The organism is Lutibacter litoralis, from assembly GCF_014646675.1.
GTDB classification, from domain to species: domain Bacteria; phylum Bacteroidota; class Bacteroidia; order Flavobacteriales; family Flavobacteriaceae; genus Lutibacter; species Lutibacter litoralis.
In genome coordinates this window covers 353,023-369,658 of the sequence record NZ_BMNS01000003.1, presented here as the reverse complement: position 1 = coordinate 369,658, position 16,636 = coordinate 353,023, and the positions used below count along the sequence as shown (strand labels likewise).

At 30.9% G+C, this 16,636-nt stretch carries 11 protein-coding genes; 3 read left to right on the top strand and 8 right to left on the bottom strand.

Annotation, left to right across the window (positions count from 1 at the left end):
• Positions 1–10: 10 nt before the first annotated feature.
• From IEW75_RS06495 to IEW75_RS06465, 7 genes are all read right to left on the bottom strand, one after another.
• Positions 11–1,009, bottom strand: a complete 999-nt coding sequence (locus IEW75_RS06495; RefSeq protein ID WP_134247916.1) for a hypothetical protein — start codon at positions 1,007–1,009, stop codon at positions 11–13.
• 35 nt (positions 1,010–1,044) lie between these two features.
• Positions 1,045–3,243, bottom strand: a complete 2,199-nt coding sequence (locus IEW75_RS06490; RefSeq protein WP_134247915.1) for an alpha-L-fucosidase — start codon at positions 3,241–3,243, stop codon at positions 1,045–1,047.
• Positions 3,244–3,258: 15 nt separating this feature from the next.
• Positions 3,259–4,518 carry a DUF6786 family protein gene (locus IEW75_RS06485; protein ID WP_134247914.1) on the bottom strand — a complete coding sequence of 420 codons (1,260 nt, stop codon included), beginning with the start codon at positions 4,516–4,518 and terminating at the stop codon, positions 3,259–3,261.
• A 38-nt stretch (positions 4,519–4,556) separates the two neighbouring features.
• Positions 4,557–5,879 (bottom strand): L-fucose:H+ symporter permease, encoded by a 1,323-nt coding sequence (gene fucP / locus IEW75_RS06480; RefSeq protein WP_134247913.1) that lies wholly within the window; start codon positions 5,877–5,879, stop codon positions 4,557–4,559.
• A gap of 230 nt (positions 5,880–6,109) precedes the next feature.
• A complete protein-coding gene (locus tag IEW75_RS06475; protein WP_134247912.1) occupies positions 6,110–7,108 on the bottom strand; it encodes a LacI family DNA-binding transcriptional regulator in 999 nt (332 codons plus the stop codon).
• A 160-nt stretch (positions 7,109–7,268) separates the two neighbouring features.
• Complete coding sequence (locus tag IEW75_RS06470) at positions 7,269–8,897, bottom strand: ribulokinase (RefSeq protein ID WP_204744170.1); 1,629 nt, start codon at positions 8,895–8,897, stop codon at positions 7,269–7,271.
• 18 nt (positions 8,898–8,915) lie between these two features.
• A complete protein-coding gene (locus IEW75_RS06465; RefSeq protein ID WP_134247910.1) occupies positions 8,916–10,694 on the bottom strand; it encodes an L-fucose isomerase in 1,779 nt (592 codons plus the stop codon).
• A 496-nt stretch (positions 10,695–11,190) separates the two neighbouring features.
• Between IEW75_RS06465 and IEW75_RS06460 the strand changes: the two genes are divergently transcribed.
• The 3 genes from IEW75_RS06460 to IEW75_RS06450 all read left to right on the top strand — a co-directional run bounded on the left by IEW75_RS06460 (position 11,191) and on the right by IEW75_RS06450 (position 12,098).
• Positions 11,191–11,607, top strand: a complete 417-nt coding sequence (locus IEW75_RS06460) for an IS3 family transposase (protein ID WP_134247909.1) — start codon at positions 11,191–11,193, stop codon at positions 11,605–11,607.
• A 141-nt stretch (positions 11,608–11,748) separates the two neighbouring features.
• The gene (locus IEW75_RS06455) at positions 11,749–11,928 is read left to right on the top strand and encodes a DDE-type integrase/transposase/recombinase (protein WP_134247908.1); all 180 of its coding nucleotides are present in this window, start codon (positions 11,749–11,751) and stop codon (positions 11,926–11,928) included.
• Complete coding sequence (locus tag IEW75_RS06450) at positions 11,925–12,098, top strand: integrase core domain-containing protein (protein ID WP_134247907.1); 174 nt, start codon at positions 11,925–11,927, stop codon at positions 12,096–12,098. Before IEW75_RS06455 ends, IEW75_RS06450 begins: the two co-directional genes overlap by 4 nt.
• Before the next feature lie 200 nt (positions 12,099–12,298).
• Here the strand turns inward: IEW75_RS06450 and IEW75_RS06445 are convergent, their stop codons facing one another.
• Positions 12,299–16,429: a two-component regulator propeller domain-containing protein gene (locus IEW75_RS06445; protein ID WP_134247906.1), complete on the bottom strand. Its 4,131-nt coding sequence runs from the start codon at positions 16,427–16,429 to the stop codon at positions 12,299–12,301.
• Positions 16,430–16,636 lie beyond the last annotated feature (207 nt).

The following is a 16,636-nucleotide window of genomic DNA, read 5'->3' as shown; positions in this document are numbered from 1 at the left end:
CTTATATTCTTTATTCTTGTTTTAACCACCCCAATTCTGCCATTGTCACACCATGACCATTCAGATAATGAGCATCCTCAGGACCACAAGAAGTGATATATTCTTTTCCTTTATAATTGACTATTTCTGCGGCATGACCAAATAAGGTTGTTACCACATTTTTTTCGTAATCAAAATGGTTTGGATTGTCAGATACTATAACCAAAGTTTCAGCATAACGTCTGTGAGCATAGGTGAAAAACAAATACCAAAGTCCGTTGTGTTCTTTTAAATAAGGAGATTCTATTAAAGTTGCCCATTCAATATCATTAATACCCAAAATTGTTTCTGGGTCTTCAAAAGTGATGAAATCTTTAGTTCTAATTCTCAATACCTGTGATTGTTTTACGCCTTTATTTCCAGTTGCCACCACATGAATCCAATATTTTCCATCATCACCTTTCATAATATGAGGATCTCTTGTTCCTACCCACAATTTATCTGGTAATATAGCTGTTTTAGTTTCTTCCCAGTTCGTAAGATTATCAGACCAATAGACCTCCAACTGCCTTTTTTCTCTCCATTGTTCCACAACCATTACCCAGCGATTTGATTCTTCATGCCAAATCACATAAGGTGCACCTATATATTCAGTTCCTTTAATTTCATTAATAGCAAATGGTTGACGTTTCCAATTTTCAGTGGCTGAATCAGAAGTTAAATGCCCTAAATAAGGGTGATATCTGTACAAATCTTTCCCTTTTGGAGGAAATGGGTTATTAATTCCAAACCAATGAAGATCTCCCTTTTTATCGGTTACAAAACAATGATCGTTAGTAAACCATTTATTTTCATCAAAATAAGTAGATGGTTTTGGGTCAAATATCTGACGGCTTTCTCCTTTTAAATAAGGAATTTCGGCACGCTCTAAAATGGTTTTTTTAGCAGTATTTTCCTTCTCTTTTTTAGAACAGCAGGATGCCATTCCAAAAAAAATGCTTACTAATAAAATTATATACAATCGTTTCATTTTTATTTCTTTTAATATATTTATAAATTAACTTTCTATTCTAAAATATCAATTTCAGCAATGCTTGCCGAAGAACTTCCTCCAGCCCCCCTAATGGAAACAATTTGAATATATTGTCCTTTTACTTTTTTGGCAAAATGTATTGTACGAGCCGTTGGGTCATTGATTAGGTTTCCTAAATCAAAAGTTTGTACTGTTTTCCATGACCTTCCATTTTTACTTACTTTTATAATTCCTTTCTCAATAAGTCCTTCTTTAAAGTTTAAAGGCGGCGTATAAATAAACCCTCGAATCGTTTTAGTTTCTTTTAAATTGATTGTTAATTCTGGCGCTCCACTTCCGGAGTTCCAATAAGTTTTCTCATCGGCATCAATTGCATTTTCTGGCTTGTTTTTATTATCAGTTGTTCCTTTAACAGTCCAATTCTTTTTAACCAACCCAAATTCTCTTTCTGCTAAACTTCCTGTTTGTTCATTTTCAAATGCTTTCGCTTTTACTTCTCCCGATTTAAAGAAAAAAGAATCAGTATATATTTGTGATTTTTCATTTGGCATTTTACCATCAGTAGTATATCTGATAACCAGATTTTTTGAAATACTTTCATTAACATCAATACCATGCGTTTTCCAATCAAAATCGCTTTTTTTAGGGGCAATAGTCACCTGTCCTTTTAGGTTACGGTTAATTGACAATTGTGGTGGGCGTGGTGTATAATAATGTGCGGAAACTTTCGATAAGGAAGGTTTTGAACGAGCTTCCAATATTCTTATTCTTAATTTATTGGTAGTTACATCAGCAAATCTCAATATTCTTTTATAGCCTACCACAGTACTTTCTATTACTTGCTGCCATTTATTATTTACCCAAGCATCTAATGCATGTTTTTCTATTCGTTGTCCGTGGGTTTGGATGGCTTCTTGCAATACAAAACGATTCAATGTTATCTTTTTTGGTGAAGTAATTATAAAACTACCTTTACCATTTTCTCCTAAAACATAGGAATCTTCATTTGCGTCAAGAATAGCACTTTCTCCTTCGGCTCCTTTCAATAGATCATTGTCATAGGTTTCTTGTATTCTTTTCCCTACTTCTTTAAGTACACGTACATCTTCATCAGAAAACTTTCCTTCTCTGTTGGGTGGTATATTTAACAACAATGTAGCATTTCCTCCAACAGCACGTTCATAAATATCAAACACATCATCTGCACTACGTACTTTTTGATCTGTCTCATCTCTATAAAACCAACCTTCACGAATAGAAGTATCTGTTTCTGCAGGCAAATAATGTAAATATTTTGCTTTCGATAATTTCTCTCTACTCCCTAAGTCTCCATGCATATCAGGAAAAAGATTCATTTGATGAGGATCTTCATCAAAGGTAACCACATCCCATTCTGAAGCACGAGTAGCACCCGATTCATTTCCACACCAGCGAACGTCTTCTTTTCCAAAAATAACAGCCTCTGGAGCCAAAGTTTGTATAAGTTTTTTCCATGCTAAATAATTGTATTGTTGATTTCCCTTACGCTTAGGATGTGCTCCATCAAACCATACTTCATGGATTGGCCCATATTCTGTTAACAATTCAAAAAGCTGGTTCAAAACATACTCATTATAATCGTCTACCTTAAACTTAAAAGTTGTTTTGTTAGCAAAAGGTCTGTTTTCTACAGGTCTTGGGATGATACGTTCTGTGTACTTACTCAAATTCCCATACAGACCTTCTTTATTTTCTATTTGATACAAATCTGCTGGAGAAAGATATACTCCTAACTTCAACCCGTATTTTTCACAAGATGTTGCTAGTTCTTTCAGCACATCTCCTTTACCATCTTTATATGGCGAGGACATTACGCCGTGTTTGGTGTAACGAGATTGCCAAAGAACAAATCCATCATGATGCTTGGCTGTAAACATAACCAATTTCATACCTGCTTCTTTGGCTGTTTTACACCATTGATCAGTATCCAGATTTTGAAGATTGAAAACTTTAGGATCTTCAAATCCATCTCCCCATTCTTTTCTGGTAAACGTATTCACTCCAAAATGAACGAAACACGTGAATTCTAATTTTTTATAAGCATATTGATTTGCCGTAGGAACCACCAGAGTTGCTTTTTTAATAATATCAGTATGTGAATCTCCTGATTCAATTTTAATAGTACGCTGACCTTGGGCATAAGTTGCTAAGGATACCATCATACATATTAGAGTTGCGAAAAAATTATTCATTTTTAATTATTTTATTTAAAAGACTGCTTCAATTTCTTCAATTGAAACATTCAATAGTTGTTTTGATATTTTATTTAATACTTCTTTTGAACCTTTGAAATGGTACATACGTTGTGTATGGCTATAGTGCTCTCCTGATTTTAAAGCGAGTGCTGGAGAGGAACTTTCTAATTCATAAAAAGGTCCCATTTGAGATCCATCTTCTAATGGTCCATCGTTATAAGAATTCAACACATCTCCTGAGTAGGGATCTTTTTGTATTTCCCAAGCTGAATTCACATACTTATCGGTGGACTTTGGTTCTGGAATCTGTAAAATGGTTAACACTTTATTTTGAGCATCATAACTTCCAATAAATTCAGTTGACCTTTGTGGGGAAAATCCTATTTTTCCTCGACTTTTACCATCAGCTTTAAAAAACACATTTTGCTCCGTACTTTTTATTCTATCTGCTGAAATTTTCCCAAAATAATTGTCATTTACTTTTATTCCTTTTTCACTATCTAAACCTTCTTTTATAGGTGCAACTACTGTAACCTCTGATGAAGGAGTCATCATACTTAACATCCAAATTGACACCAAACCAGTTTCTTTTTCCCAAGCTTGATCTCCAATATTTTTTACAATATTTTGAGTTTCATATGCCACAGATGAGAAATCATTAGAAGACAATTGTAATGCTTCTGATATTTGACCTTTAGATAAAAGTGTTATATTCCTTTTTACCTCTAAATGGAATTTTGTGCCAGAATAATTAATGAGGTTCATTTCTTTTTGAAATGCTACACTATTTTCATTTTGTTTGATAACATTAAACCCTTCTGTATCAATTGCTGCTGGCACATACCAGTTTTCAAATTCAAAACTTTTATCTTTTTCAAAATAAATTGAAAATTGACCTCCTTCTGGCCCTAACCAAAAACGCTCTTCACCACCTGTAGGATTAAAGTGTTCCTCTATTTTTTTAGAAGCAATTAAATCATAATTCAACCAACCAAAACTCATTCCTTCATCTCCATTTAAAGTACTAGTCATAACACGACCTTGTAACTCCGGAGATAGAATAATGCTTGCTTTTTGATCGCTACTTTCTAAAACAATAGTATTTTTATAGTTCTTTTTTAAAAAAGCCTTATCATAACCAAAAGTTCCTTTTTCCTCTATTGTTTTATCTTCAGTTGTTTTTTCCACTTTTTTAGTGTTTTTAATATTGCACGAAACTGTAATTATCAAAACAATTGCTGTTACAGTTATATTTTTTAATGTTTTTTTCATGATTTATGGTGTATTAATAATTGTTCTTTGATTTATTCCTAGTTGTACCTAATCGCTCTGTAGCCGTATAAAGCAACCACTACATAGCACATTAATGGTAGAATAAATGAAAAATTCACTTCAGGTACACCTAATATTGAAACATCCTCATATCCAGAACCACCAATATCTAAAACTAAACCTTGCAATGATGGCATAATAGCCCCACCAACAATGGCCATTACTAAAAATGCTGAAGCATATTTGGCATCTTCACCTAAACCTTTCAAAGCAATTCCATAAATTGTTGGAAACATTAAAGACATACAAAAAGAAATCGCTACTAAACTGTACAACCCGCCCATTCCGTGAATAAATATAGCTCCAAGGGTACAACCGATTGCTCCAATAGAAAGAAAAAATAATAATTTTCCCGAGTTTATATATTTCAATAGAAAAGTACAAATCCAACGTCCAGCTAAAAACACTCCCAAAGCAGTCATTGCATAGTACACCGTAGTTTGATTATCAATTCCTAAAATTTCTGCATATTGATAAATGTACGTCCAACACATAATTTGAGCTCCCACATAAAAAGTTTGTGCTACTACCCCACCTACAAAACGCTCTTTTTTAAACAATCTTTTTATAGATTCCCAAACACTAGATTGATTTTTTTCTAGATTTTCAGGCATTTTCACAAAAGCAATAACAGCTAACATCAACAATACAAAAGCTCCCAAAGCTACATATGGGTCTCTTATTACTAATAAATCTGAAGTTTTAATTACTGATTTAGCGTCTTCAGTTAATGCTGAAAAATTTACATCATCAGATTGCAAGGCTCCTAACACAAAAGTTTGAGCAACAAATAATCCTGATAATGCCCCAATAGGATTAAAGGCTTGTGCCAGATTTAAACGTTGCGTTGCCGTTTTTTCATCTCCCATTGACAAAATATATGGGTTGGCTGTTGTTTCCAAAAAAGCAAGTCCAAACGTTAAAATATATAAAGCTGCTAAAAAATAATAGTATTGTTCATAAACTGCCGCTGGATAAAACAATAAACATCCGATGGCATAAAGAGTTAATCCCATTAATATTCCTTTTTTATAAGAATATTTTTTTATGAAAATTGCGGCTGGCAATGCCATTGTACCATATCCGCCATAAAAGGCTAACTGTACTAACGAGGCCTGAAAATTATCCAATTCCATTATTTTTTTAAATGCTGAAACCATTGGATTGGTTATGTCATTTGCAAAACCCCATAATGCAAATAAAGATGTAATTAAAATAAATGGAATTACTACTTTTTTAGACACTACAGGTATTTTCTTTTGTTTTTGTATAGTTTTATTGCCTAGATTCGAATCTTTCATTTTATTTAAATTTTAAATTCTCTGTGTTTATTATTTTTAGCTTTTCACTAAAGCTTTATTTAGTGTTTTTTAGTTAAAAATTATTTAAAATATGAATACCAACTTTAAATTAAATCTCTATAAACAACCCTATAATTTTAACTTATACCTTGCTACTTAAACGATTTAGCTAAAATGATAAAAAAATTCAATTTCGATATAATATCTAAACTGAATCTTTTAGTTTGAAATTATTTAATTTCTAGTATGTCAATTGGTAATACTCTTTTCTCATTTACCAAAGTATCTGAATCAATTTGTTTTACAATTAAATCCACTGCATTTTTCCCTAATAAACTTATAGGCTGAACCCCATAAACTATAGGAACTTCTAATAAATCCATAAAAGCATAGCTATCAAAACTACAAATCGATACTTGTCTTTTATTCTTTCTATTATGTTCTTTAATTAGCTTCAAACCAAGAAAAGCCAAGTGGTTATTTGTGAAAAAAATCACTTCAACATCATTCTCTAATAATTCCTTTACTGCTTTTTCTGCTTTTTCTTCAATATTTTCAAAAGAGACATTTTTAACAAGCTGGTCATCATACTCAATTTCGTTAGCTACTAATGCTGCTTTATATCCTTCCAATCTATAATCCATCTGAATAAGACCAACATTAAAATTCACACAACCTATACGCTTATACCTCTTTTTAATTTGCCCCTCAACAATCTGAAAAGCCCCTTCTTTATTATTAACAACAACTATATTTCCTTCAATATTTGAAAAATATCTATCGACCATTACATTTGGAATCTTTGCCTTTTGCAATTTTTTAATATAATTTTCATCTCCTTTAGAAGGGCAAATAATCAAACCATCAACTTTTTTATCTAAAAAAACATCTATCAATTTTGTTGATTTTTTACTATCTTCATCAGAACTACCAAAAATTACATTATACCCATATTTAATTGCCTCATCTTCTATACTTCTAGCTAATTTAGCGAAAAATGTATTTGATATATCTGCTACAATAAGACCTATTGTGTTGGATTTACCTGTTCTTAACGCTTTTGCCAAATAATTAGCTTTATAGCCCATTTCTTTAGCCTTTAACAACACTTTTTCTGTCATTTCCTCACTAATACGCATTTCTTCAGCCTTTCCATTCATTACAAACGAAACCAATGTTTTGGAAACACCTAACTCTTTAGAAATATCTGCAAGACTAACCTTTTTCATAAATTTACGGTTTATTATTAATTTTATCTCGTAATAAAACTTCAATTAACTATAATTATCACTGTCTTTCACAATAGTTTGTAATAACGTCTACTTAATTTTAATCAGTGCGTAAATTAACTATTTATACTTAAATTACTTTATAATATAGAAGTTTTTTTTAAACTTTACACTTCCCTAATTTCAAATATTTTTTATAATTTTCTTGGTATACAACTACTTTATCAGGTTCAGGTTTATATTCATTTTCCATACCACACCCCATTGCTATTTGGGCTTCTTGAAGAGAACTATATACACCTCCAACAACTGCGGCATACATAGCTGATCCCAATGCACAAGTTTCATAAGACCTTGCTATTTTAATTGGTAAATTAAGTACATTCGAAAGTGTTTGCATCACAAAATCTGATTTTTTAGCTACTCCTCCTAATGCAATTACTTCATTAATTTGCACGTTATTTTCAATTAACCTATCAACAATTGCTCTGGAACCATAAGCAGTAGCTTCAACTAGCGCTTTAAAAATCATTGGTGCTGTTGTGCCTAGTGTTAAACCTGTTATACTTCCTTTTAAGGATTGATCAGCATCGGGTGTACGGCGTCCATTTAACCAATCTGTTGCGATTAAATCATTTGGAGTAACGGGGATTTTAGATGCTTCCAATGAAAGTTGAACAATAATTTGATCTTCAATTTCTTTTCTTTGTTCGTCACTTTCAATTAAAGATAATGGCCAAGCCAATAAACTTTTATACCAAGCATAAATATCCCCAAAAGCACTTTGACCTGCTTCCAAACCAATAAATCCTGGAACTACAGAACCATCAACTTGTCCGCAAATACCTGGTATTAATTTATCATTTACTTCTTCATTGGGTACAACCATTATATCACAGGTAGAAGTCCCAATAATTCTTAAAAGAGCTCCTGGTTTAGCCTCACCGCCCACGGCACCCGAATGTGCATCAAAAATACCAGCGCCTACTTTCACATTGGTTGTTAAACCTAACCTATCAGCCCATTCTTGTGACAATGAACCAACACTAGTATCACTGGTATAAGTTTCAGTAAACAATTGCCCTCTAAAATTCTTTAATAACGGATCTAATGTTGTTAAAAATTCTTCTGAAGGTAGTCCTTCCCAATCTGAATGCCACATAGCTTTATGACCAGCTGCACATCTACTACGTTTTATTTCCTTTGGATTGGTATTTCCTGTAACCAATGCCGGCATCCAATCACAATGTTCTACCCAAGAAAAAGCTTGTTCACATAAAGATTTGTCTTCTCTTAAAACATGAAGCATTTTAGCCCATACCCATTCAGAAGAATAAATTCCTCCTTCATATTTGGTGTAATTTATTTCCCATTTTCTAGCCAAAACATTAATCTCTTCGGCTTCTTTAATGGCTGTATGATCTTTCCACAATACAAACATCGCATTTGGGTTGTCAGAAAACTCAGATTTTAAAGCCAGTGGAACCCCACCCTCATCTACTAAAGCAGGTGTACTTCCAGTAGTATCAAAGCCCAACCCAACAACATTTTCGATTACTGATAAATCACATTGTCTTAGAGCATCTTTAACTGTCCATTCTAATCCCTCAATATAATCTAAGGGGTGCTGTCTATATTGATTTTCTGAGGGATTGCAATACAATCCCTCAATCCATCTTGAATATTTTTTTATAGAGGTAGCAATTTCTTCACCGCTTAGAGCATTTACAACTACAGCTCTTACAGAATCACTTCCATAATCTACTCCAATTACATACTTATTTTTCATTATTTCTAATTTACATTATTAGTATAATGGCCCGTAAGTATCACAGGCTCTGTAATCTGCACCTTCCTTATCCATTCCAAAAGAAGCCCAAGCACTTGGTCTGAATATTTTATTTTTATCTACATTGTGCATATTTACAGGGATTCTTAACATTGAAGCCAAAGCTATTAAATCCGCACCTATATGACCATAGGTAAAAGCTCCGTGATTTGCTCCCCAATTTGCCATTACGCTATACACGTCTTCAAAAGCTCCTTCACCTGTTAAATTAGGCACAAACCAAGTTGTAGGCCAAGTAGGATTTGTTCTCTCTACTAATGTATCGTGTACATTTTCAGGCAAATCAATTGTTTTTCCTTCAGCTATCTGTAACACAGGTCCTATTCCTTTAACAATATTAATTCTACACATTGTTACAGGCATTCCTCCTTTAGTGTTAAATGTTGAAGAATATCCTCCTCCTCTAAAGTATTCCAACATTCCAGGTCCCCAAGTTGTGTTGTCTAAGCATTTTTGTGCTTCTTCCTCTTTAATATCCCACCAAGCTTTCATAGCTGGTTTTCCGTAGATACTTTGTTCTCCAGAACCATCTAATGCAGAAGCTCCTGAATTAATTAAATGAATAAATCCGTTTTTTGCATCTCCAGTTAACTCATGACCAGTTACTCTTTTTACGGAATCTGGACTCCAATATGTACGAACATCACTAAATATTTGCGCCGCTCCATTTATTAAATGTCCAAATAACATGGAAACTCCATTTAAACTATCGTTTTCAGTTGCAACCATAAATGGTTGTCTAATTCCGTTCCAATCAAAAGATGATGTTAAAATAGCTTCCATAAAGTCACCATTTGGAAAATGATCAGTCCATTGTCTTTGACCTTGGAATCCACTTATTATAGCATTCCTACCCAAAGCTTCTTCTCCATATCCCAGTTCTTTCAATTTAGGATTACCAATCATTAAATCACGGCCAATTAAAGCCATTTTAACTACAAACTCCCAATCTTTATCTAACTCTTCTCTTGTTTTTTTTCTATCTTCTGGATTGTAATCTTTTCCTTCTTTACAATTTTCTTTAGTCCAAGCTAATGCCTTTTCATATTCATCTTTGTCGTATATCTCTTCTTCAATTCTTCTAGTAAATTCAGACATATCAACGTTTTCACATCGCATACCTAAGAAACTTTCAAAGAAATTGGCATCAATTATTGAACCTGCGATTCCCATTGACACTGCTCCCATTGAAAGATATGATTTTCCTTTCATTGTAGCTACTGCAAGACCTGCCCGAGCAAAACGTAATAATTTTTCCTGGACATCGTCAGGAATGGTAGTATCTCCACTATCTTGAACATCTCTTCCATAAATACTAAATGCAGGAATTCCTTTTTGATTATGCCCAGCTAATGCTGCGGCTAAATATACTGCTCCAGGACGTTCAGTACCATTAAACCCCCAAATAGCTTTTGGAATTGTAGGATCCATATCAATGGTTTCACTTCCATAACACCAACATGGAGTTACTGTAAGAGATACTCCAACACCCTCTTTTGCAAATTTATCAGCAGAAGCCGCAGCCTCTGCAACTCCACCAATACAGGAGTCAGAAATTACGCACTCTAACTTGCTTCCATCTGCATGCCTTAAATTCTCTTCAAGAAAGGCTGCTGCATTTTTAGCCATTTGCATTGTAATTTCTTCTAACGATTCACGCACTCCATCCAACCGACCATCAATTGTTGGTCTAATTCCAATTTTTGGTAACTGTCCTATCAAATTTTTATGTTTCATATTCTTTTTATTTATTTTATTCAAATACTATTAAAAAATTAACAATTACAAAACAAAAACTAACGTTATAACATTGCCAATTCAACAAATGAAATTATTAATATTTTAAAATCAAGCTAAATTGATTTAGCACAAACGTAACATTTTTTTTTTAAATTAGCTATAAAAATTAAAAAAAGATAATTAATGTACGAGACAAAGATTCTGGAGTTACTACATTTACTCGGGCAATATTTTAAGACTGTTTAACTAAAAACAAATATCTTAGAATTATAAAAAAACGGCATTACAGTATTAAATTTAAATTGGAGGCAATCAGATTTAGTAGTAAACGAGAGAACATAAAGGAATTAACCAATGAGTTATGAGTCCAAGTTTAACGTATTTAAAAGTGGCGAGCTACTTACAAAGAAACTTCCAGTTTAACAACAGTATCAAAAAAACCGTTTATATCTTTTGATTATTTTTTTTCTATTTTAAAATTTGTTATTCACGAATGCTAAATCATTTCCAAGAGCGATGGGAAGTCTATCAGTTTATAGCGAGTTATAAACATTTATATCCTATTAAGAAGATGTGTAAAGTATTAAAAGTAAGCAGAAGTAGTTATTATAGGTGGTTTAGTTGTGGCCCTTCTAATCGAGCTTTAGAAAATAGCCTATTTACCGATTTAATAAGGAGTATTTTTGATAGTAGCCAGAAAACTTATGGAAGTCCTAAAATAGCAACTGAATTAAATAGACAAGGTTATCATATTTCAAAAGGGAGGGTTGCTAAATTAATGAGGTTGAATGGTCTGAGAAGTAAAATAATCAGAAAATATCGTATTACAACGAACTCTATCCATCGATATCCTATTTACAGAAATTATTTAAATAGAAATTTTACTCCTGAAGATTTAAACGAGGCTTGAGTATCTGATATCACCTGTATACAAACCAAACAAGGTTGGTTGTATCTTACAACTGTTATTTATTTATTTGATAGGCAAGTTATTGGTTGTACTTTGAGTACAACCTTATACACCAATCAATTAATTATTCCGGCTTGAAAAATGGCATTATCAAAAAGAGAAATAGACAAGCCTTTACTTTTTAATTTAGACAGAGGTATCCAATATGCTAGTAAAGAATTTAGAAAACATATTAAAACCAATAAGCTCATTACTCAAAGTATGAGCAGGAAAGGAAATTGTTGGGATAATGCTGTAGCTGAGTCATTTTTTAAACATTGAAGTCTGAATTGATTTATCATCATAGTTTTAAAACCATAGAAGAAGCTAAATTAGCAGTATTTGAATATATAGAAATACGGTATAATAGAAAAAAACCACATTCTTCTTTAAATTATAAAACACCTAAAGAAGTAGAACTGGAATTTAACAATTTAAAATATGTAGCATAGGTCTTAAAAAAATTGTCTGACTTTTTGTTACAAGTCCACTATTAGTTTGAAGCAAAAAGTAGGATAAACTTTATTGGTCTTATTGTATATATTTTAAAAAGTTGATGCTCGTTGTAATATGCTATGTTAATAAATTCTGAAAGTTTGGTATTTTTGCTGACCAATTTGTATAATCTTCTATATAATCAATATTCCATTAATTACTTATCCGAATACTTTAGTTGAAAAACATGTAAGTTGTATTTTTCTAAAAATTCAGTCAATCCAATTTCTTTTACTTCTTTTTTAAACCTTAATGGGGTTTTTCCAAATTCAGATTTGAAGCATTTTGTAAAATATTTAGAGTCCTTATAACCAACCATATAAGCTGCTTCTGAAATTTTATATCCGTGTTTTACAATTAATAATGCAGCTCTTTTTAATTTAATAGATCTAACTAATTCAATAATTGTCTTTCCAGTAATTTCCTGACATTTTCTATAAATAACTGAATAACTCATATTTAGTATTGATGATAATTCTTCCAACTTAAATTTTGGATTATCAATCTCATTATTAATTTCTTTTATTAAGTTTTCTATAAAAATATCATCTTTTGATTTTACCTCATCATCTTTCGGTATCGTTGAAATTTCAGCCTTATAATTAATTATTACCTTCTCTTTCACTTCAATAATATTGCTAATTTTAATTAATAGTTCCTTAAAATTAAAAGGCTTATTAATAAACTCTATTGCGCCAGATTCCAATCCTCTCATTTTAGTTTTTGTAGTATTTTTTGCGGTTAATAAGATTATTGGAATATGAGAAGTTTTTCTATTTTTTTGAAGTATTTCACACATTTCTATACCATCCATAGATGGCATCATAATATCACTTAATATTATATCGGGAATTGCTTGTTCAGCCAATTTAACTCCCTCAACACCATTGTCAGCAATTAAAACATTATAATTTTTACCTAATACATCATTTAATAACATTTGCATTTCAATATTATCTTCAACAACGAGTATCGTATATTTTTTACTAGTAGAGTTTTTAGTGTCATTCTTAAAATCATTATCCAAAACCTCAATACTTTGTTTAATTAACTCATTTGATATTATGGAAGAATCAACAAGTATTTTTTCATCATCAGAAAAAACATCTTCTTTTTTTGACAATTTAACTGTGAAAATGGTGTTGCCATCGGGTAAAGAATTTACACTAATTTCTCCTTTGTGCAAGTAAATTAACTCTTTGGTCAAAGCCAAACCAATACCAGAACCTCTTGTCGTTTTTCCGGTGTTGGATTGATAAAAAAGTTTAAATATATCCTCTAATTCTTCTTCAGGTATTCCAGATCCAGAATTAATAACTAAAATTTCAACAAAATCTTCATTTTGGTTAGAAACAACTTTAAATTTAACATTTCCCTCTTTAGGAGTAAATTTAAAAGCATTTGATAATAAATTATAAAACACATGTTCAATTTTATCAATATCATACCATAAAAATATTTCTTCTTCAGGGTATTCCTCAATAAAATCAATATTTTTAAAACGAGCCTGTTCTGAAAATGATATTGCCATTTTTTTCAAATGAACCAGAAGGTTATTTTTAGACGCAAAAACTCTTGATCTACCCAATTCTTTATTTCTTACAGTTATAAGTTCTGTAGCAATTCTAGATAATCTTTTTGCATTATTCTTAATTATTGTTAATCGTTGTTTTAGGAGGTTGTTTCCACTTCCATCAGCCTTACTTAACATATCTTCAATGGGTCCCAAAATAAGAGTCAAAGGAGTCTGTATTTCATGAGACATTTTTGCGAAAAAATTCATTTTTAAAGCATATAGTTCCTTTTCCTTATTATTTTGCCATTCTTCTTTTGCCAAACTACTTCTTAATCGAAACCAATTAAAAATAGCAAAGCCTACAGATAAGCTTACAAAAGCATAAATTACAAATGCCCAAAAACTAAGCCACCCGGGAGCTTTTATTGAAATGTTAATTTTTCTTGAATCTATATTCCATTCTCCTTTTTTTACGCCTGCCTTTACTTCAAAAACATAATTTCCATAAGGAATATTTGTATAAGTTGCAATTCGTTCTTTATTAGGAACAATCCAATTTTTATCAAAACCATTTAATTTATAAGCATAATGATAGTTAGAATTAAGCAAATTATTAACAGCTGAAAACTGAAATGAGAATGATGATTGATTTGATTTTAATTTTAACTCATCAACATATTCTATTCCTCTTTTAACTTGATCAGCAATTATCAAATTAGCTGGCTTATTTAAAATCTCTATTTTACTTATATATAATTTTGCGGAGATTTCTTTTTCAATTAAATTAGATGGAACGAAAGAGTTTACACCTACTTCTCCACCAAAATAAAATGTTCCATTAGGACTTTTAAAAGAACTGTTTTTAGTGAAATTATTGGTTTGAAAACCATCAACTTGGTGAAAGGATTTTAAAATATTGGATGTTATATTATAATTATGAATTCCATTACTACTACCCAACCATAAACTATTTGGTTCTTCAATTAAAACTGATTTAATACTTATATCTTTAATTCCCTCTTTACCTGCATACGATTCAAAACTATTATCTAAGATATTATATTTTACTAAAAACCCTGATTTACATAAAACCCATAGGTGATTAAATTTATCAGGAATTATTTGTTGAATATTATAATTATTGATATCCTCATATTTTTCAATATAATAATTATATTTCGTAAAATATGAATTGTTTAAATTTTCAGAATTTTCATTAAATTTAAATAATCCTTCTTCATTTACACCCAACCAAATAGATTTATCGCCACTCTCACATAAGGTAATTGGAACTTCACCTTTTAGACCTATCGATTTATAATCATATATAGCTAACAATTTTTGACTCTTAGAAAATATATTTATTGCAACTCCATTTGTAGCCCAAATTCTGTTCTTTGAATCTTTTAAAAGACACCTTACATCTTCCGACACATTACCTGAAGAATCCTTTGTTTCAATTTTAGAAAATGTTTTCAAATTGTTATCATATAACCATAAACCATTTCGGTATGTTGCTATCCATATATTTCCATTAGAATCTTCTTCCAAATTTTGGATATATTTACCTTTAAAAAATTGTTTTCCTTTCTTAGATTCGTCATATTGTATTTTAGAATTATCAGGAAAAACTCTATTAAGCCCATGACCATCCGTTCCCAGCCATAATGATCCATCTGAAGATTCCAATATTGAAAGAATTTTAGTAGATGTATTACTTTCAAGACCGTTATAATATTTTATTTTTTCATTATTTTTTGGAAGTATATTTATTTTACCCTTTTTGTCAACCAACCAAATATTATTGTGAGTGTCTTCATATATATGAGTAATTGTATTATTGCTAATTGAAAAGTTATTCGTTTTTTCATGTTTAAAAATAACTACTTCGTCGTTCTCAGGATTAACCATGTACAGACCATCGCCATCTGTCCCCGCCCAAATTTTCCCTGAACTGTCACAAAAAACACTAATAAACATAGCATAATTCAAATTAGATTCTTTAGTCTCAAGCTTACCATATCTATTAAACTCGTTTTTCTTCGGATTATACTTCATCAATCCATGAAAATTTGTAGCAATCCATAGATTTTCTCTAATGTCTTCAACTAGCCTAATATTTTGAACAACATCATTTAAAGGCTTTTCTATTTTTTTTAGTGATTTTAATCTTAAAGAATAATTATATATAAAACCATTACTAGTACTAACCCAAATTTCTTCAGGATTTGTAATAGCAATACTTCTAATCAATTGAGGTGAGTTATTTATTTTTGGAAGAACAGTTACATTTTCTATTGCTGAAATAAGGTGATTATATTTAAAAACAACTCCATTTGAAGAGCCAAACCATATATCATTATTTATTGATCTAATAGATGTTATATACAAAGGCTCTTTATTATAATTAAGACTTTCCTTATAAGAAATAGATACTCCATTTGAATCTATTTTTATTAACTCTCCTTTATATGAGGAAACCCAAATGTTTCCAAGATTATCTTTTGCTAATAAATAACGGTCATCACTTTTAGTTGTAGCTTTTTCAAAAACCTGTCCATATGGAATAATTGAAAAATCATATCCATTGTACTTATTCAAACCTTTTGTATTAGATATCCATATATATCCTAAATTATCTTCAATAATATTTGAATTGCCATCAAAAGTTTGGCTTAGTTTAATAAAGTTTGATTTTTCTTGTCCAATGATAAAATTATCATTAAAAAACAAGAACCCCAAACAGCATAAAATTTTTAAGAAATGGTTCATAAATTCATTTTTTAAATTGGATAACCAAAGACTAGTTTTAACAAATTATGGTTAACAAACATAACACAATCATAATATTTTCCAAATATACATTTTTACTTATTAAAATAAATCAATTTATAACATACTTTAAGTCAAACATTTAAAGCTAAACACATTCTTTTGCTATTATATTCATTAAAAAAGGTAGGTGTATTCATCTTTAAT